Source organism: Bacillus cereus group sp. BfR-BA-01379, assembly GCF_022663605.1.
Taxonomy (GTDB): Bacteria; Bacillota; Bacilli; order Bacillales; family Bacillaceae_G; genus Bacillus_A; species Bacillus_A mobilis.
Map to the genome: position 1 here is coordinate 33,160 of NZ_JAKUFT010000036.1, position 19,103 is coordinate 52,262.

Genomic DNA, 19,103 nt, shown 5'->3' on the forward strand with positions numbered 1-19,103 from the left:
CATTCATTAAACATTCGTTTTTGGCGTTTCTTCTTCATCATGAACGCTTAATAAATTTTGCCACTTTTTATAAGGAGCACTATTTGGATCTACATAACCTTTCGCATACGAACGATCCCACAATTGTTTAATAAACATTTCTTTCTCTTTCTTTGCAACCATATCGGCACCTGTACCGTAATAGTTTTGGAAATACAACTCAATTTCATCAAGAAATAGCCTTAATAATTCATCAGAAGTTTCTTCTAGCGTTGGGTCATATTTTGCTTCACGGTCATACATTAAAATCATATCTAAAATATTATGGACATGCTCTTTACGAAGCCATCTAATATCTTGAGCACCTAATACGAACGGATGTGTATATAAATGTCCGCCCTGTATCATCGCTTTTTCTTGTTCTTCTTCAAATCTGGACAAGATGTTTTCATAAATAAACGGATTATGAAGCAATGCTCTGTGTAATTTGTAACTTTCACTTGAAATATTTTTTCCCATCGACTGAATTAAAAAGCTACGTCCAACGCCGTTATATTGATACACGAACTGACCATCAACAGCAACTAAACTAATCCAGCGATACATATACGCGTATAGAAGAGCTCGATTACATTTATCGTAATCCAACTTCGTTTGCGTTGCATTTAAGTCTGGCATGAATGCTGGTAAGTGCCAATACTTATCTAAATGCGGCGTTAAACTAGATTTTTTACTATTCAACTTGTTCACACGGCGATAGTATGACTGAAAATAATCACCTTTATCATTCATAAATCCATTTGCAATGTGCCCAGACGAAAGCTTAGGGAAGTCTTGCAACGATAAACCGTAATGCGCACGATAACAAATGACTTCAAATGGCGAAAAAGCTTCATGTACTGTATCTTTTTCTTTAAACATTTCTTGAATTAATTCCTCTTGTAGTTCTTTCTTTAAAGATGGATGTATACCCCAATATTGTAATTCCCTATGATGGGAAACTTTCGGCACAAATGGACTAGCTAAATGGAACAAGTCTTCAATTTTTTCACGGACGTATTCATCACGATCACGCTTCTTATAATCCGCTTCTTTTCGTAACGCCTCAACGATATTCAGTTCTAATTTATCGCGATAACGTATTTGTAATTCATCGTAGCAATAACTTAGTATGTGCTCACGATAAAAGTCTTCTACCTTTTTCGATTGAATCTCTTCTGTTTTCGCATCCCGGCAATATTCCCCGTATAAACTCATATAAATTTCCGCAGATATATCTTTCGGTAATACACCTAAATTTAAATGTTGCTGCATATCTTGCCATATTTTTTCTTGCAACTTCTCTTCAGCTAATACGTATACATTCGTTGGGTTTGTTTTCCCTTCAAATTCCTTGCTTCGTTTTTGAATTTCAAACAATAAATTTTCACGCGTTTCATGTAAATTATCAAAAAACCTTTCCCAATATTGAATCATTTTATTAACCGCTTGATATAGCGATTGATAAACGAGTTCTAATAGCATTTCTTTACGATACTCGTTTAATTTGTGTACATACTGCGTTACAATATCTTCAAATTCTTTTTTAAACAAACGCTGCTGATTATTCATCATTTTTCCAAACCAGCCTTGTTGCTGCGCAATTTCTACTCGGCGAACAGCTGTTACCGTCCCATCAATATTACTTACATTAAATTTCTTATCGTAGTTTTGAATTAAATTACGCTTTTGTTCATTATTTTCATGTAAACGATTCATTTTCTCGACTAGCTGCTTTCGAATTTCATACAACATAAAACGAGCTGATACTGGGTGAACAGGATCTGTTTTCTTTAAAAACCATGTATTTAGCTGATACGACTGGCCTTCAGAACCACTTGGTGAAAAACGGTCTGATTCAATCATGTCATATAAAAGTGTCGTTACATGTTCATGTACGCGGCTTGGAATCGCATACGCATATAAACGAACCGCATGATCCACTCTTGCTACTTCACCTTTCATTTGTTCCATCATTTTCAGTTTCGCAGCTGAAATTTTACACTCATGCTGCAGACGGTTTAATTCCTCATCTTTTTGCACCGTACGCTGTACATAGCTTTCTACAGCCTCTAAAAACAGTTTAGATTTCGCAACACCAACCTTACCGCCTTCTGCTCCTTCACGCGTTTCATTGTACATTTGTCTATAGAAAATATGAGCCTGTTCCGGACGAGTAGCAAGATGTTCTAAGTCTTCTAAATAACTTTTCCCACGCTCTGGCTTTTCACGTTGCATACCACGTTTTACATCTTGATCGTATCTTTGTTTTTTCTCTTGAAACAGTTGATCTAAATGAAGCCACGATTCATCTAAACCTTGCACAGCCCATTTTAAAGCACAATATTTTAACACATGCTCATATGGATAAATAATCTTTGCCGTTCCTGCCCCGCAATATCGTCCTTTCCCGCTCGATTCTGCTAATTGTTGAATTTGATTATCTTCCTGCGCAAAATGATTGGCAGACATCGGACTAAATAACTGTAAATAAATCGTATTTGCCATTTGCTCCATATAATCTGATAAATTGTGCAGATGGTGTCCATGTAAGTTTTCGTAATCATATAAGAAACAATAATTGTATGGTAAATGATGCTGTTTAATCGTATGATTCGTTCTCCCATCCTCATCTACTTGATCAGGACGATACTCTAATTCAATCGTGACGCCACCGCGTTTGGATAGCTCTCCTGTAGAACCGAGTGTAATCGCATGTAATTCTTTTAACGAGGCATAGCCGTTTGCTTGCACCGTTTCAAACTCTTTCGCACTAACCGTTCTCGTCTTAACTAAAACATCAGGCATTAGAAACGCACCACGTATTAAAATGTTGTGATGCTGCAGTTTTTTCCGAAGCATTTCACGTAAATATAAAGCAATTTGTAGAAACATCCCTGAACCCGTTCCGCCCGCTAGTGATGTTACGATAATGACACGCACTCCATATTCGGTTTGATCGCTTGTAACCGGAAAAATCTTCTCGATTTCTTGCCAAAAGGACGTCAATTTATCTTCTTTCATTGCAGCACGTAACGCTAAACGGGAAATGACGCGTAACTGTCCTGCCCCTTCTGTCAGCGGTTTATCAAGTATTGTCGGGTCCATCGGAAACCACTCTGGAATCGTTGGATCTCCCGCAATATATTCTCTTGGCGTTTTACTCGAACTCGTTTGTGTTTTAAACTTTCGAATATGATCAAATTTACTCAATGTATTCACATCTGTATCAAATACGTGCATTGCTACTTTTTTCCGGCGCTCCTCAGGTAGCCTTTCATATATTTGATGTGTTACAGTACTACCGATTCCACCTAAACCAATTAATATCGTTGGAACTTGTAACGTCATGTGAACCACCTTCCTATTCTTGCTTGTTTGAAATGAGGGGGAAAAGATAAGACTCCCTCCTTTTCCCTACCTACTATTCACACTCATATTTGTAGATTTCTTTACCATACCCTCTATCAATTACTAAAAGTTCATTTGGATATAGCGTCTTATGCTCCATTCCAACCTCATCCTCTGTTATAAACATCCCATCAATAATCATTCCTACTACTTGGGACTCTTTCGCTACAAATATCGATTTCGATCCTTTCTTTGCTATAAACGTAACGGATTGTACTGTCTTCCTTTCCGCTCTATACGGAATACCAAAATAGTGCTTCCACCATTTATTTTTAAGTAATTCTGGCTCAGATTGATATAACCAATCTTTCGCTACTTCTTGATCCCATTCGTAATACAATAGTGCTTTCCGGTGAAATCTTGGGCGAACAATCCAACCTAAAATGATTATTCCTACTATTAACAGTAATAAAGTGATAGGAATAACAAACTTAAAGATAAGCGCATATTTTTCATAAAACGGTGCATTTTGAATATGAAGTGAAATACTTTTCTTTACTTCTTGTAATTTTGAATCTTGCACTACGATGGTAGCTTCTACGGTGCCAGTATCTGTAAAATTGAATGTGTCGGAGTAATGAGGTCGAGGATAAATATAAATTTGATTACCATGTTGTTTTATTTCATAGTTGATTGATTGTTTAGATGTGACACCAGTAGATTTTATTAGTTTCTTTACAGCCTCTTCTGTCATCGGCTTACCATCTAACTGTGGTTGTATAATAAAGGGTTTACTATTCTCTAAATTTGTTACTTTTTCTTCATAATCTTTCGTTATTGCCTGCAGTGATAATTTTGGTTTTTCCGTTACTTCGATTTTAAATTCTTTCGTTTGTCTGTAAAATCCCTTTATGTTCATATGAACTTTCCCGCGCACTAACCCTTTATCAATCTTCGTTTCGTAGTGAAATACATGTTTTTTATCGTCCCAATTCATCGGGTACTGTTTTCCGTCTATTTCTACTTCTGCCTGAAAATATGAAGACTGAATTGGTAATTCCGTAGGCTTTGCTTCAATAACAGCAGTAGCACCTTCGTACATTTTTTCCACATTTTTTTGAATACGATCATCTTTGTCATAAGTAGAAACAGTATAGTTAAGCGCCGGTTCAACTAGTACTTGTAGTCCTTCTTTCTCAATATCTCGATCCACCTCTATCGTATAAGTTCCTGGTTTAATAACTTCCTGATTTTCCGTACTGATATGAACTATATTTCCGAATAATTTCGCTTCTCCTGGTGCATGTATAGAATAGGAAGATTGTAATTGTAACGGTTTAGAAATTTGTGTGACCTGATAATTAGACAAAGAAGGCGATTGTCGTACAAGTGTCATACGCTTTAATGGAAATGGTGTTGTAATCTCTACTTTCTTCCCTACTACTTTCGTTTTTACAATCGATTCAACAGAGGAGAACGGATCACGATTTGCAACTAATGCTGCCACTTGATTGACGCTTTTTACAATACCATCCTCTCCACTAGATGGCATCGTAACTCCGTTTATCTCTTTCTTCCATATTTCTTTAAATGTATTTAGTTGTGCCTTTTCTTGCTGTCCTAAATCCTCTTCCATCGTAATTAAAATTGGATGTAACGATATCTTTTTTGCATCCATATCCTTTTTAAACTGTGCTAACTTCTGCAAGATTTGTTCTTTTCCGCCAACCTTATCTTTCTCTAAATCATTAAATGCCCCGTCAGTTAAGACAATAAGCCAAAATTCACGTTTTCCATCTATATCTGCTTCCTTTTTTATAGATTGCATCGCCGTTTCTACTGCGCTAAACGGAGTATTTAAATAGGTTTTCCATGCCCCAATTCCCTCAATTTCTGTTTGTCTCTTATCCTTCGTTAACGAAATGTTTAATGGATCATTCGGCTTGCTCATTGGAACATACGAAAATTTATCTTTTTCATCTAATAGCGCAACTAAACTTTGCAAAGCGTAATTGGCATATTTCCAGCGATCGTTATTTCTCATGCTGCCCGAATCATCATATACAAGTGAAACGACCCTTTCCTTTGCCTCCTCTCCTTTTGCAAAAGTCCAAAACGGATGTAACCATATAAATAGAAACAACATGAATGTGGCACAAATTCGAATTTTCATGATGAGGCTTCGCCACCTTTGTAGACAAATTCCTATGTTTAAATTTATGAGAGGAAACAAGATATATGACTTGTATTTTAGGACAACTAACATGGCATAACTTTATTATGTAAACAGTTATATAAACTGAATAGTATTCCTTCTAGCGTTTTCTATCCGATACTATAAGTAAAAAAGCCTGTTTAAGCTCTACACTTAAAACAGACTTTTCCTACTTTTCGTATTCAAAACATATATCAAAAAGTTTGATTTTGAATTAACACATCACTTCAATTGTAAATCCACCAGGTGCTTCAACATAAAACGTATACGCATGTGCATGCTTAGGAGGTTCGACCAAAAAGCCATCCTCCTTCAATCTTTGATTCATCTTATTTACTTGTTCTTCACTTTCTTGAGGAAACCCTACATGAAATGTTTGTGGATAATGTACTTCTTTCCCTTTCATTAATGTTAATATAAACCCATCATTATCACGCAAAACTGCAAAGCCATTTCCCCTTGTTCCGCTACAAGTTAAACCAAAATATTTCTCTAAAAACTCTCTAGCAGCTACTACATCTGAAACTGTTAAATTAAGATGTTTAATTTTCAAACCGCCATCTTCTTTCTTAATTTTCTAACATTTTACCATATAAAGTGAAGCTTTAACAGTGGGGCTTTTACGGGCAGCCCAACCCTTTTCTCCCGCTAAATTTTGAGGTGGTGGTCTTACTGCCCGTTAATGCGGGACAAATAAAAAACACGCCTTCACAGCGTGTTTTATTGCCTCACATACACTTCAACAACCGGATTTTCTTTATTATCCGCATGCAAGCGTAAATTCTCTTCACTTGTACTATAAATACTAGCTAATAACATAATCGTTAGCACATTAGGCGTTTTTGCATCGCTTCCGTATTTTCTTTCAAGTGCTTCCTTGTATTCAAACTCCAAATCCCCCTGCACATATGTATACACTTCAAAGCCATCTTCTAAATTGCAAACTACTGTATCAATTATATCTGCCCCTACTTGCTTCTTCATTTCCTCTCGCAATGCTTCAATAAATTCTTCCCACGGTACTTCGTATGTCTGAAACTGATCTGTAGATTTCATGCCTTTTTCCTCCTTATATATCCTCTTCCTATATTTCCCCTTTCCTATAACAATTATGATAGATAGGGCATTCGTACAAGCCGCACTTGTCCCCTTTACATATCGTATTACTGTAATGGGGAAGGAGGAAGAACATGCATAGACAAAAATGTTACGATACGTGCCAACGTTATTTCGGTAAAGTCGTTCGAATTGAAGATCGTGATGGTCGCATTCATTTAGGAAAAATAATTGATGTGACAAAAAGCTCTGTATGGATTGAACCAGTGCAACAGCGCTCATCTTTTGATACAGGATTTGGATACTATGACGCTTATGCAAACGGTGGATGTGATCTTTGCGGAGGCATTAGCAGATGTGACAGCTGCGGATTTGGTTGTGGTGGTGGTGGATTCAGCGGCTGTGGATGTGGCGGTCGTGGTTGCGGTAATTGCGGCGGCTGGGGAGGCGGCGGTTGTGGATGGGGCGTTGAACTCGGATTTGGTTTCATCTTCGGAATTACATTAGCTGCATTATTTTTCATTTAACATAGTAAAGAGTTGACTAACTTTAGCCAACTCTTTTTATTTATTTTTCACATATAAAAATACGATGGCCTAAAATATGTTGGTACATAAGTCGTACATTTTCATGCTGTACCCATGCCTCATATAATTCATTTGGAATATACGCGGATACATTCCATTCTGGCTCTTCTATATAGCCCGAGATCGTTTCTGCAATTGTACCACCACCAGCAATTGTAATTCTTTTAAAATTTGCTTTCTGAAATAATTGTACCCATTCATTCTCAGTTAATAGTTCTTTCATCCCGTATAATCGGGCAATTTTTTCTTCCTCACTCTTCTCAATGTGCCTATCAATAATCATTTCAATGACAACTAGCTTGCCATCCTTCTGTAATACACGATAACACTCTGAGATCACCCTTTCTTTCTCCGTAAAAGCGAGTATCGATTCTCCGAGTACGAACTCAAATGAGTCATGCAAACAAGGTAATTGCTCTACATTCCCTTCAATTAATTGAATGTCTAGTCCTTCAATTGACCATCTATCTTTCGCCTTTTGAATCATAATCTCATTCTTTTCAACCGCCGTTACTTTATAACCACATTCTTTTGTCATATACGCGGCTGTTTTCCCCGTACCGCAGCCTATTTCAAGGACATTCGCTCCATATTTAAAAGGTAGTTGTGCTAACAATTGTTTTGTTAACGTAAAACCACCAGGGTGAGCACTCCCTATTCCGTAATAAGCTAGGAAATCGATGTAAGCATTTCGTTCCATGGGATTCTCCCTTTTTAATTTTATATATTCGAGGAAGGAATAAAAGTGCATAGAAAAAGCATTTTCAAGTGCTCTAATACCGCAACTTGAAAATGCTTTTTCTTTTATCCTGCTATTTGCTGGGCAGCTTGATTAAAATTTCACTTTATTATTTCTCTTCTACATACGCCCATTTAAAGCTATATTCCGGACTAATATTATGTTTCACAATTCCCTTTATATTTGGTTTCATTACATAGGATCGAGCATTTTGATATAAAGGTACAAGCGCTACATCATCTTCAAGTAATATTTTCTCAGCCTTTCCTAACTCTGTCCAACGTTTTTTTGCATCAGCCATCCATTCTGTCTTACTTTTCGTAATAATGTCATCATATTTTGAATCTGAGTAGCTCATCTGGTTCTGAGAATTTGTCGTTTCAAACATATCAAGGTATGTCATTGGATCTGCATAATCTGGATTCCAGCCACCATATGAAAAATCATAATCTTGGTCTGATTCTAATTTAAGCTTTTGCTTAAATGGTTGCAGTTTAATATTTACTGTTACGCCTTTTAGATTCTTTTCAACTTGATCTTTTACATACTCCCCAACTTTTTTCGCATTACCAGTATCATAATTTAAAAGTTCAATTGTGACTTGATCTTTTCCAAGTTCTTTTTTCGCTTCTTCCCAAGCTGCTGCTGCCTTTTTGGAGTCTTGTTTTAAACCATTCTTGAACGTTTCTGCGAAATCTTTACCGTCTGGCCCACTTGCTAAACCTTTTGGTACTAAGTAATCCACTGGTTTTGAACCATCATTTAAAATAACATTCGTTAAAGCTTTCTTATCAATTGATAATGCGATTGCTTCACGTAATTTTTTGCTCTTTAACGGCGTATCTTGCCCACCACGCTTTTGGTTTAGACGTAAGTAAAACGTACTCGTTTCCGAATATGCGCCAAACTCCTCTTTGTTATTTCTATACTTATCAACAAACTCTCCTGATAAAAGGGCGAAATCAATCGCTCCTGTATCGTATAAATTCACTCGAGTAGCTGGTTCTTTTACTACACTATAGTTGATTTCCTCTAGTTTTACAGTCTTTTTGTCCCAATACTGCTCATTTTTCTTTAATTTCCAGCCTTGCTCATGTTTCCAATCAGTAAGAACGAACGGTCCGTTATATACTGTTGTATCAGACTCTAAACCAAATTTATTCCCTTTTTCTTTTACAAACTTTTCATTTAATGGATAGTATGACGCAAATGCCATTAAGTTCAAGAAATATGGTACCGGCCTTTCTAGTTCCACTTCAAGCGTATAATCATCTACCGCTTTTACACCTAATGTAGCAACTTCTGCTTTTCCTTGATTAATTGTTTCTGCATTTTTAATATAGTAGGCAATAAATGCATACTCAGCAGCTGTTTTTGGATCTACGAGACGTTGCCATGCAAATACGAAATCTTTCGCTGTTACTGGATCACCGTTTGACCATTTTGCATCTTTCCGTAATTTAAATGTATATTTTTTACCATCCTCGCTTTTCGTGCTAGATTCTGCTACAGCTGGTATTGGCTTATTATCTTTATCAAGACGATATAAACCTTCCATCGTATTCCCTAAAATTTGTGCGCCAAGTGTATCTGTACTTTTTGAAGTATCCATCGTCGGAATTTCATTCGTTTCTGTACGATTTAGCACTTGCTTCGCTGCATATTTTATATCAGATTTTTTCTCTTCCCCGCCATTATTAGACGTTGTAGTCGGTTTCTTCTCCCCACCAGATCCAGAAGAACATGCTGTTAATGCCATACTCATTGCTAAAACTGGCACTACAACTGCCGTTAGTTTTTTCATTTTTTTCTTCATTCTTGTACCCTCCCCAATTATATGTATGAAACGAACTTTGAGAGATTTTCTAAGAACTTAGTTATTAATACTTCTTCACCAATTAAAATCTTGGTAATTATCCTCATTTTTGAAGTTCCCATTATTTTATTTTCATAGTAACTATGTATTTTACTATTACTACTATACGAATTCTCCCCCATCTACTATATGTCAGTACTACTTTTCTTATTCTTCTCTATTTAATTGAATAGAAAAAGAGCGTGTTCAAAGTAATGTTTCTACTTTGAACACGCTCTTTTTTATTATTTCCCTTCCGTTACATAAGCCCACTTAAAGCTATATTCCGGACTGATGTTATGTTTCACAATTCCTTTTACATTCGGCTTCATTACATACGCTCTACCTGTTTGGTATAAAGGTACTAATCCTGCATCTTCTTCAAGGAACAATTTCTCTGCTTTTCCTAACGTTTCCCAACGTTTCTTAGGATCAGACAATAATTCATTACCTGCTTTTTTCACCATTTCATCATATTTTGGATTCGAATAACTCATTTGGTTATATGGGCTCTTCGATTCAAACATATCAATAAATGTCATTGGATCTGAATAGTCTGGGCTCCAACCTGCAAACGAAACTTCATAATCTTGTGCTGACTCCAATTTTAGTTTTTGTTTGAACGGCTGAATTTTCGTGTTAACCGTTACACCTTTTAAGTTTTTCTCAATTTGATCTTTAAAGTAGTCAGCGATTTTCTTCGCAGTTCCATCATCATAGCTTAGTAATTCAATTGTCACTTGATCTTTTCCAAGCTCTTTTTTCGCTGCTTCCCAAGCTGCCGCACCTTTTTTCGGATCATATTTCAGACCATTTTTAAATGTATCTTGATAATCTTTACCGTCTGGTCCTGTAGCAAGTCCTTTTGGTACTAATTGATCTGTTGCTTTTGAACCGTTATTTAAAATAACATTTGCTAAGCCTTTTTTATCAATTGATAATGCGATTGCTTCACGTAGTTTTTTGCTCTTTAACGGTGTATCTTGTCCGTTACGCTTTTGATTTAAACGTAAGAAGAATGTACTTGCTTCTGAATACTCACCGTACTCCTCTTTGTTTGATTTATATTTATCAACAAATTCTCCTGATAATAGTGTGAAATCAATTGACCCTGTATCATATAAGTTTACTTTCGTCGCAACTTCTTTTACTACACTGTAGTTAATTTCTTCTAATTTTACAGTCTTATTATCCCAATACTTATCATTTTTCTTTAGCTGCCATCCTTGTTCATGTTTCCAAGAAGCCATCACGAATGGTCCATTATACAACGTTGTATCTGCTTCTAAACCGAATTTATCTCCTTTTTCTTTTACGAACTTTTCATTTAAAGGATAGTAAGATGGGAACGCCATTAAATTCAAGAAATATGGTACTGGCTTTTCTAATTCTACTTCTAGCGTATAATCATCTACCGCTTTTGCTCCTAAATCTGTTAGAGGTTTTTCACCTTTATTAATTGCTTCTGCATTTTTAATATAGAAAGCAATAAACGCATATTCTGCAGCTGTATTTTTATCAAGTAAGCGCTGCCAACCGTATACGAAATCTTTCGCCGTTACAGGGTCGCCATTCGACCATTTTGCATCTTTACGTAATTTAAATGTATATTTTTTGCCATCCTCACTTTTCGTACTAGATTCTGCAGCAGCTGGGATTGGCTTATTATCTTTATCTAATCGATATAAACCTTCCATTGTGTTCCCTAAAATTTGAGAACCTAATGTATCTGTAGATTTTGAAACATCCATCGTCGGAATTTCTTGATTCTCTGTACGATTTAACACTTGTTTCGCTGCGTATTTAATTTCAGATTTTTTCTCTTCCCCACCACCACTAGACGTCGTAGTTGATTTCTTCTCTCCACCAGATCCAGAACACGCTGTCAACGCCATACTCATCGCTAAAACTGGCGCTACAACCGCCGTGAACTTTTTCATCTTTTTCTTCATTTTTGTACCCTCCCCAATTATATGTACGAAACTAATTTTGATAGATTTTCTAATAACCAGTTATCAGAAAATTCTTATTAATTAATATTCTACTAACTTTTCAGATTTTGTAAAGTTATTTTTAAAATATTCTAAAAATTATTTTTTTGTGATAATAACAAGCATGTTTTACAATTATCACAATACAAATACTTCCTTATATTTATCGATTGATTTACATTTAATCTCAAAATAAAAGAGCATTCCAAAAGTAAATAGTCTACTTTTGAAATGCTCTATCATTTTATCTTACTATTGTGGACGATGAGATTCTCACTACAAAATAAGCTAAGAAACGTGTATATATCCACTTAAAGATAGTATTACTGTTTAAAATTATTTTCCATCTTTTTCAGTCATGTACGCCCACTTGAAGCTATACTCTGGGCTAATGTTATGATGAACGATGCCTTTTGCATTTGGTTTTTGAACGTATGCATCACCACGTTGGTATAAAGGTACAAGTGCTACATCTTGCTCAAGAAGTAATTTCTCAGCTTTGCCTAGCTCTTCCCAACGTTTCTTCGCGTCACCCATTAATTCTCCACCAGCTTTTTTGATCATATCATCATATTTTGAATCAGCGAAGCTCATTTGGTTATGAGAATGATTAGACTGGAACATATCTAAGAATGTCATTGGATCAGCGTAGTCAGGTCCCCAACCAGCATATGATAAATCATATTCTTGCTCTGTTTCTAATTTCAGCTTTTGTTTGAATGGCTGAAGTTTAATATTAACAGTTACACCTTTTAAGTTTTTCTCAATTTGATCTTTTACATATTCCCCAACTTTTTTCGCATTACCAGTGTCATAGTTTAATAGCTCAATTGTAACTTGGTCTTTCCCAAGCTCTTTTTTCGCTTCATTCCATGCAGCTGCTGCTTTTTTCGCATCTGGTTTAATACCATTTTTAAATGTTTCTTGGAAGTCTTTACCGTCTGGTCCAGTTGCTAATCCTTTCGGTACTAAGAAGTCAGCAGGTTTAGATCCATCATTTAAAATAACGCTTGCTAAATTCTTTTTATCGATTGAAAGTGCGATTGCTTCACGTAATTTTTGGCTCTTTAATGGTGTATCTTGTCCACCACGTTTTTGGTTCATACGTAAGAAATAAGTACTTACTTGTGAGTATGTGCCAAACTCTTCTTTATTGTTTCTATACTTATCAACGAACTCACCTGATAATAGCGCGAAATCAATTGCATTTGTATCATATAAGTTTACTCTTGTAGCTACTTCTTTAACTACACTATAGTTAATTTCATCTAGTTTTACAGTCTTTTTATCCCAATATTGATCGTTTTTCTTTAGTTTCCAGCCTTGCTCATGCTTCCAATCAGTAAGAACGAACGGTCCATTATATACTGTTGTATCAGACTCTAAACCGTATTTATCCCCTTTTTCTTTTACGAACTTCTCATTTAACGGATAATACGACGGGAATGCTACTAAGTTTAAGAAGTATGGTACTGCTTGTTCTAATTCAACTTCAAAAGTAAGGTCGTCTACTGCCTTTACTCCTAGTTCTGTTACAGGTTTTTCCCCTTTATTAACCGCTTCTGCATTTTTAATTGGGAATGCAATGAATGCATACTCAGCAGCTGTTTTTGGGTCTAATAGACGTTGCCAAGCATATACGAAATCTTTCGCTGTTACAGGATCACCATTTGACCATTTTGCATCTTTACGTAATTTGAATGTATATTTTTTACCATCCTCACTCTTCGTGCTTGACTCTGCCGCAGCTGGGATTGGTTTGTTATCTTTATCTAATCGATATAAACCTTCCATTGTGTTCCCTAAAATTTGAGAACCTAATGTATCAGTATTTTTAGAAGTATCCATTGTCGGAATCTCATTTGTTTCCGTACGATTTAGTACTTGTTTCGCTGCTAATTTTTCTTCTGATTTGCTATCTCCGCCAGAGCTAGAATTTGTGCTTGTCTTCTTATCTCCGCCTGATGTAGAACATGCTGTTAATGCCATACTCATTGCTAAAACTGGTGCTACAACTGCTGTTAGTTTTTTCATTTTTTTCTTTTTCACTTTCTGTACCCTCCCTAATTCTTAACGCTCTCATTTAAGAATTTTCTGATAATTCTGTTTTTCTTTATATATTTATCAGAAGATTCTTATTAACTATTATTCTACTAATTTTTTGAGTTTTGTAAAGTGTTATTATTGAAAATTTTTAAAAAATTATTTTTTTACAGTAATATTCATAAAAATTCCATAATCTTTCGAAACACTATATCTCATTGAATTCTATGTATTGATTTAATAGTCTTTATATCCTTTCACTATAAAACACTTGTAAATTATTGTTAATAAATAATGTATATCGTAACAAACCTCTTTTCTACAAAAATAAAAAAGCAGACATTACGCCTGCTTCAATTCTCTTCAATCTGCTTTTCACTTAACCCTAGATGTGTTCTAAGCGTATTACTCAAACTCTGTAGATCTTTTTTATTAGGATTATAATAATATACACGTTGCCCATTTGGACCGTTAGGTAAATACAAATCATCACCGGCTAATTGTATTTTTTCAACTGAACCGTTTAAACCGTACTTATAAAATGATAAAATATCAGCCATTACTAAGTTTGTTTTAAAATCACCGTCAACCGCCTCAACCATTTTTTCTAGTTTCGTAATCGAGCCTACACTTTTTAATTTACTTAACATCGCTTCAATAACAAGTTGTTGGCGCTGACCTCTCATTGCATCACTATCAATATGACGCGTTCTTGCCAGTGCAAGCGCTTCTTCCCCTGTTAATTTTTGTAGTCCTTTTTTCAAATGAATCGCGTCAGGTTCATCTTTACTATTTTGCTCCGTAAATTCAACTGGAACATCTACTTCAATCCCATCTAATCCATCAACAATTTTAGTAAATGCATTAAAATTAAACTTCACAAAATAATCAACAGGCACCTGTAGCAACTTTTCTACTGCTTCCACTGAAGCTTGCGGTCCTCCATCTTTACCATTTTTAACGAAACCACTTCCATATGCATGCGTTATTTTATCTTTTTTCTTTTCAACTGGAACATATGTATATGTATCACGTGGTATACTCGTTAATTTCACTGTCTTATCATCTTTATTAAAAGTAGCTAGCAGTAGCGCATCTGTATGAAAAGCACCATTATACTCCTTTTGTCGTTCTTGATTTTCATCAATTCCCATAATTAAAAGTGAAACATTATTTGCAATTGGTTTTACGGCTTTCTCACGTAAATTTGATTTTTCACCACGCGCTAAATGTAAACTAGACTTTTGTACGAGATTAGAAGTTTTCATATACACATAAGCACCATATCCCACTCCGCCAAATAGTAATACTACTAACAATACACTTATTATCATTGTCTTTTTATATTGTTTTTTATTTTTCTTTTCTCTTGAAGAAGAGGTATTCTCCATATAGTTCCCTCCATTTTCTATTCATCTAATATATTTTTCAATTTTTCATACTTAGCGCTATCCTTTTGAAACACACTCTCTTTCAACCCTTTGTTTATTTGTATCCATTCAGTCGTAATCGAGTATTGAATCATACCCTCGTGGAAACTAAGGAACTTTAGCATAATCCCTGTATTTTTCTCTACAACCATTTCAAATTTCCCTCTTAAATCTTCAGATGTACTTACAGGCATTTCTATGTTTATTGTCCCTTCTATTTTGTAGCAATCCAGTCCAAGATACTTCGTTTCTTTATAATTCCAATCTTTATATCGAATTAATAGATCAGCAAATTCTGATTGAATACTATACTTCGCGAATCCCACATATTCATCATCGTATCTTTTTTTCTCGCCTGATTTTCTCAATAACCTTTCTGTGGGATTTAATTTTAATAGCTCATAGTTTTTTTCTTTCGGGCTCCATTTTGTCTCTTTATATGTATACTTCTCATCATCAAATTCTTTTTTCTTGCCCTCGTTATATATAATTGTTCGTTTTTTCGCTAGTTTATCTTCTTTCGAAGAGATACCACTTTGTCGCTCCGTATCAATCGCATATTTGTATGTTGTAGCAATTCTTGACGAGCTAGAATATTCCTCAAATTGTCCTGAAATATTTTTAAAATGATCAATAGAATCCAGCATCTTTGCATGAATTTTTTCTTTATCTGGATAATTTACGTTCGATTTTATTTCTTCTTCATTTTCATAATCAGAAAAAGCCTTTTTCTTTACATATTCAAATACTCCACCATTTTGAGCAAAAATTTGATCAGAAAACTCCGACATAGACACAATTGAAAGTGTTAGAACCGCAGCACTTATAGCCATCATATAAACTCTGTAACCTTTCTTTTTTACCGGGAGATTATGTAGGGTACTATTAATCTTTTCATTTAACTCTGTCGGTACTATCACATTCTCTTCTTTTATTCTCTTTTTTAATTTCTCATCAAATAATTTTTCGTTATCCATCCTATACACCCCCTATTCCATCTTTAATCGTTTTTGCAGTTGTTCCCTCGCACGTGACAATCTCGATTTTACTGTTCCTTTTGGTATTTCTAAAAGCTTTGCTATACTCTCTTGATTCATATCTTCATAATAATAAAGCACCGTAACAGCTCTTAACTCTTCATGTAATGATTGAATCGCATTGCACAAATCTATATCTTCATACTGATCATAAGCACTCATATTGTAATCATTTTCTTCTATTACCATTATCTTTTTGTATGACCTAATAATATTGTTGCACTCATTTATCAAAATTCGAATTAACCAAGTTTGAAAAAACTCTTCTTTTTTTAATTTTTTTATATTTTCATAGGCTTTTAAAATTGTTGCCTGTATCGCATCCTCTATATTTGTCTCATCACGTAACATTGCCTTTGCAATGCGATACATCTTCACTTTTTCTGTATGTATAAGCGCCATAAACGCTTCATGATCACCTTTTTTTGCTAAAGAAACATCCGTTTCTTCTCTTACAATCATTTTATATAAAGGGATTACTTTCACAATTGCTCCTCCTGTTTCATCCTCACTTCAAATTTAACTTTACATCTATTAGACGGATGAGCCTAGAAAAAGGTTCATTTTTTTGAATATTTTCATAAAAAAGGTAAACATTTTTCATGTTTACCTTTACTCAGATGTAATTCTAAGGAAATACCCATCTGGATCCACAATTTCAAACCCTCTCATCTCCCATGGATAAGTTTGAATTTCTTCTTGTATCGCACACCGATTCTCTTTACAACGTTCATATACTTCTTCAATCCGATTGACAACAATAATTAGTTCAAAGCCATTCCCCTTCATTTCTTTTCGATTGTAAAAGTAGTGATTTTCATTCAATCTTGAATCACTAACTAACAATAAAGAAAACTGGTCATGATTAAAACGAGCTCCATGCATACTTCTTTTATACAACTTTAAACCAATTACTTCTTCATAGAACAATAATGACTTTTCGATATCATTTACATATAGCTGCACCCGGAACAAATGATTCATTCGTTTCCTCCTCATCAAAAAAAGCCCACTTTCTCAGTGGACTTTTTACTTTACAACGGTAAATCCCTCTTTCTAAACACTACAATTGCTACGATGAAAATACAAAGGGCTCCAGCAGTTAAACCTATACTCACTGGCCATATATTATACGTTCCCTCAGCAATCTCTTTCGGACGAAATAACGTAAATAATGATATATTTCTCATCCACTCTAACTTATCACTTAATTTACCTACCATATCCGTTATGAAAAATAAAATTGTTAAACTTGCTGAATAGCTAAGTGCCTTTCTTTCATCATTACATATACAAGAAAAGAAAAATGAATAAGCACTAACGACTAAAAATATGAGCCCTCCGACTACGTTTATCTTCAGGAATAATTCTTTATTTAAGTTATTATCTTCTAAAAACCATTCTGCTCCTACTATACCCGCTACATACGTAACAGTTACAATAATCAGTAGTCCCAATATGAGAATAGCCGCTTGCGTGATTGCAATTTGCACTCTAGATACAGGGGTTGCTAGCAAGTATGCCATCGCTCCTTTATCTACATGACGAGCAATTAAATGCGTTGCAACTGTTACACAAAAAATTGTTAATATGATAATAAACAATAGACTATAATATTCGCCAGCTAAAAAATCCATTACATTTTGAATTGGACTTTCCATGCCAACAATTTTTTTCACACTATCAGGCATAGCACTTATTAATTCATTTAACCCTTTCGCTGATACCATTGAAGGGAAGATCCAAATTAATAACCATAAATATAGAGCTGCACCAGTTGCATAACTCAAAATACTTTTCTGTGTTTCTTTCAAACTAGCTAAAAACAATTGCTTATTCATGCTTTACCCCTTCTTTCTGATCGTAATAATGCATAAATAAATGTTCTAAATCCATTGCTCTCGTTTGAAGCGCTGTTACATTATAGTTTGAAAGTGTTTGTAAAACAGCTTGATAGTTTCCTTGTACAATAATCGATGCTTCTCTTCCTTTCACCGCTTCAAATTGCAAATTACATTGCGCCAGAGATTCAATCTCTTCTTGCGATGATACTGTTACATCTATTACCTGACGTCTCATACTTTGTAAATCATGAATATTTTCAACCGTTACAAGGCAACCATCTTTAATAATCGCTACTCGATCACACGTACGCTCAATTTCAGTGAAAATATGTGACGACATAAGAATTGTTTTTCCTCTTTGTTTTTCCTCTACTATTAAATCTATAAATACTTGCTGCATAAGTGGATCAAGCCCTGATGTCGGTTCATCTAAAATTAACACTTCTGGATCATGCATAAACGCAGCAACAATTCCTACTTTTTGCTTCATTCCTTTAGACATTTTTCGAATCGGTGTTTTCACATCAAATTGCAGACGATCTATTAATTCATCTCGTCTTTTCGTATCCTTAAGCCCACGCATGCCTTGCATTAACTTTAAAAACTCTAATCCATTCATTCCTTCAATAAAAGAGATTTCTCCTGGCAAATAGCCAACTTCTCTTTGAATTTTCGCTGCTTCATTCCAACAATCTAATCCAAAAATTGTCGCTTTACCATCTGTCGGTTTTATAAATCCCATTAAATTACGAATTGTTGTGGATTTCCCGGCACCATTTGGTCCTAAGTAACCGAATACTTCTCCTTCTTTTACATCAAATGTAATATGAAACAAACCTTTTCCATTTGAAAACTGTTTTGTGACATTTTGAACTGAAATCATAATTCCACCTCATTTTTTGAAATATTAAATATGTGATATTTCAAAATTATTGTA

15 protein-coding genes are annotated in these 19,103 nt (G+C 34.9%); 1 reads left to right on the plus strand and 14 read right to left on the minus strand.

All coding sequences use genetic code 11. The features are described 5' to 3' along the window. Positions 1–6: 6 nt before the first annotated feature. From MR113_RS15295 to MR113_RS15310, 4 genes are all read right to left on the minus strand, one after another. Positions 7–3,369, minus strand: coding sequence for a tubulin-like doman-containing protein (locus MR113_RS15295; RefSeq protein ID WP_064449868.1), 3,363 nt, complete (start codon positions 3,367–3,369; stop codon positions 7–9). A gap of 73 nt (positions 3,370–3,442) precedes the next feature. After that, positions 3,443–5,542, minus strand: coding sequence for a vWA domain-containing protein (locus MR113_RS15300; RefSeq protein ID WP_242255283.1), 2,100 nt, complete (start codon positions 5,540–5,542; stop codon positions 3,443–3,445). Between the two features lie 256 nt (positions 5,543–5,798). Next, positions 5,799–6,137: a VOC family protein gene (locus MR113_RS15305; RefSeq protein WP_060631802.1), complete on the minus strand. Its 339-nt coding sequence runs from the start codon at positions 6,135–6,137 to the stop codon at positions 5,799–5,801. Between the two features lie 167 nt (positions 6,138–6,304). Beyond that, positions 6,305–6,640 carry a hypothetical protein gene (locus MR113_RS15310; RefSeq protein WP_242255285.1) on the minus strand — a complete coding sequence of 112 codons (336 nt, stop codon included), beginning with the start codon at positions 6,638–6,640 and terminating at the stop codon, positions 6,305–6,307. Positions 6,641–6,774: 134 nt separating this feature from the next. Here MR113_RS15310 and MR113_RS15315 point away from each other — a divergent pair, with 134 nt between their 5' ends. Then, positions 6,775–7,167 (plus strand): hypothetical protein, encoded by a 393-nt coding sequence (locus tag MR113_RS15315; protein ID WP_063262489.1) that lies wholly within the window; start codon positions 6,775–6,777, stop codon positions 7,165–7,167. A 40-nt stretch (positions 7,168–7,207) separates the two neighbouring features. On the opposite strand, the gene MR113_RS15320 is transcribed toward MR113_RS15315, so the two are convergent. From MR113_RS15320 to MR113_RS15365, 10 genes are all read right to left on the minus strand, one after another. After that, a complete protein-coding gene (locus MR113_RS15320) occupies positions 7,208–7,927 on the minus strand; it encodes a class I SAM-dependent methyltransferase (RefSeq protein WP_242255287.1) in 720 nt (239 codons plus the stop codon). A 148-nt stretch (positions 7,928–8,075) separates the two neighbouring features. Then, the gene (locus tag MR113_RS15325; RefSeq protein ID WP_242255289.1) at positions 8,076–9,782 is read right to left on the minus strand and encodes a peptide ABC transporter substrate-binding protein; all 1,707 of its coding nucleotides are present in this window, start codon (positions 9,780–9,782) and stop codon (positions 8,076–8,078) included. 284 nt (positions 9,783–10,066) lie between these two features. Then, positions 10,067–11,773 carry a peptide ABC transporter substrate-binding protein gene (locus MR113_RS15330; RefSeq protein WP_242255291.1) on the minus strand — a complete coding sequence of 569 codons (1,707 nt, stop codon included), beginning with the start codon at positions 11,771–11,773 and terminating at the stop codon, positions 10,067–10,069. A 375-nt stretch (positions 11,774–12,148) separates the two neighbouring features. Then, positions 12,149–13,861: a peptide ABC transporter substrate-binding protein gene (locus MR113_RS15335; protein WP_242255294.1), complete on the minus strand. Its 1,713-nt coding sequence runs from the start codon at positions 13,859–13,861 to the stop codon at positions 12,149–12,151. Between the two features lie 347 nt (positions 13,862–14,208). Next, positions 14,209–15,246, minus strand: a complete 1,038-nt coding sequence (locus MR113_RS15340) for an LCP family protein (RefSeq protein ID WP_242255297.1) — start codon at positions 15,244–15,246, stop codon at positions 14,209–14,211. Between the two features lie 17 nt (positions 15,247–15,263). Then, complete coding sequence (locus MR113_RS15345) at positions 15,264–16,262, minus strand: anti-sigma factor (protein ID WP_242255299.1); 999 nt, start codon at positions 16,260–16,262, stop codon at positions 15,264–15,266. A 12-nt stretch (positions 16,263–16,274) separates the two neighbouring features. After that, on the minus strand, positions 16,275–16,808 hold the full coding sequence (locus tag MR113_RS15350) for a sigma-70 family RNA polymerase sigma factor (RefSeq protein ID WP_097841632.1): 534 nt from the start codon (positions 16,806–16,808) through the stop codon (positions 16,275–16,277). A gap of 126 nt (positions 16,809–16,934) precedes the next feature. Next, positions 16,935–17,306, minus strand: a complete 372-nt coding sequence (locus MR113_RS15355) for a VOC family protein (RefSeq protein ID WP_242255301.1) — start codon at positions 17,304–17,306, stop codon at positions 16,935–16,937. Positions 17,307–17,356: 50 nt separating this feature from the next. Beyond that, complete coding sequence (locus tag MR113_RS15360) at positions 17,357–18,163, minus strand: ABC transporter permease subunit (protein WP_242255304.1); 807 nt, start codon at positions 18,161–18,163, stop codon at positions 17,357–17,359. Then, positions 18,156–19,049 (minus strand): ABC transporter ATP-binding protein, encoded by an 894-nt coding sequence (locus MR113_RS15365; RefSeq protein WP_242255306.1) that lies wholly within the window; start codon positions 19,047–19,049, stop codon positions 18,156–18,158. Before MR113_RS15365 ends, MR113_RS15360 begins: the two co-directional genes overlap by 8 nt. Positions 19,050–19,103: the final 54 nt, after the last annotated feature.

Bases quoted from the DNA above. Each gene is read 5' to 3' on its own strand.
- MR113_RS15355 (WP_242255301.1), bottom strand. From the start codon at position 17,306: ATGAATCATTTGTTCCGGGTGCAGCTATATGTAAATGATATCGAAAAG.
- MR113_RS15360 (WP_242255304.1), bottom strand. From the start codon at position 18,163: ATGAATAAGCAATTGTTTTTAGCTAGTTTGAAAGAAACACAGAAAAGT.
- MR113_RS15310 (WP_242255285.1), bottom strand. From the start codon at position 6,640: ATGAAATCTACAGATCAGTTTCAGACATACGAAGTACCGTGGGAAGAA.
- MR113_RS15325 (WP_242255289.1), bottom strand. From the start codon at position 9,782: ATGAAGAAAAAAATGAAAAAACTAACGGCAGTTGTAGTGCCAGTTTTA.
- MR113_RS15300 (WP_242255283.1), bottom strand. From the start codon at position 5,542: ATGAAAATTCGAATTTGTGCCACATTCATGTTGTTTCTATTTATATGG.
- MR113_RS15345 (WP_242255299.1), bottom strand. From the start codon at position 16,262: ATGGATAACGAAAAATTATTTGATGAGAAATTAAAAAAGAGAATAAAA.
- MR113_RS15295 (WP_064449868.1), bottom strand. From the start codon at position 3,369: ATGACGTTACAAGTTCCAACGATATTAATTGGTTTAGGTGGAATCGGT.
- MR113_RS15315 (WP_063262489.1), top strand. From the start codon at position 6,775: ATGCATAGACAAAAATGTTACGATACGTGCCAACGTTATTTCGGTAAA.
- MR113_RS15365 (WP_242255306.1), bottom strand. From the start codon at position 19,049: ATGATTTCAGTTCAAAATGTCACAAAACAGTTTTCAAATGGAAAAGGT.
- MR113_RS15320 (WP_242255287.1), bottom strand. From the start codon at position 7,927: ATGGAACGAAATGCTTACATCGATTTCCTAGCTTATTACGGAATAGGG.
- MR113_RS15340 (WP_242255297.1), bottom strand. From the start codon at position 15,246: ATGGAGAATACCTCTTCTTCAAGAGAAAAGAAAAATAAAAAACAATAT.
- MR113_RS15330 (WP_242255291.1), bottom strand. From the start codon at position 11,773: ATGAAGAAAAAGATGAAAAAGTTCACGGCGGTTGTAGCGCCAGTTTTA.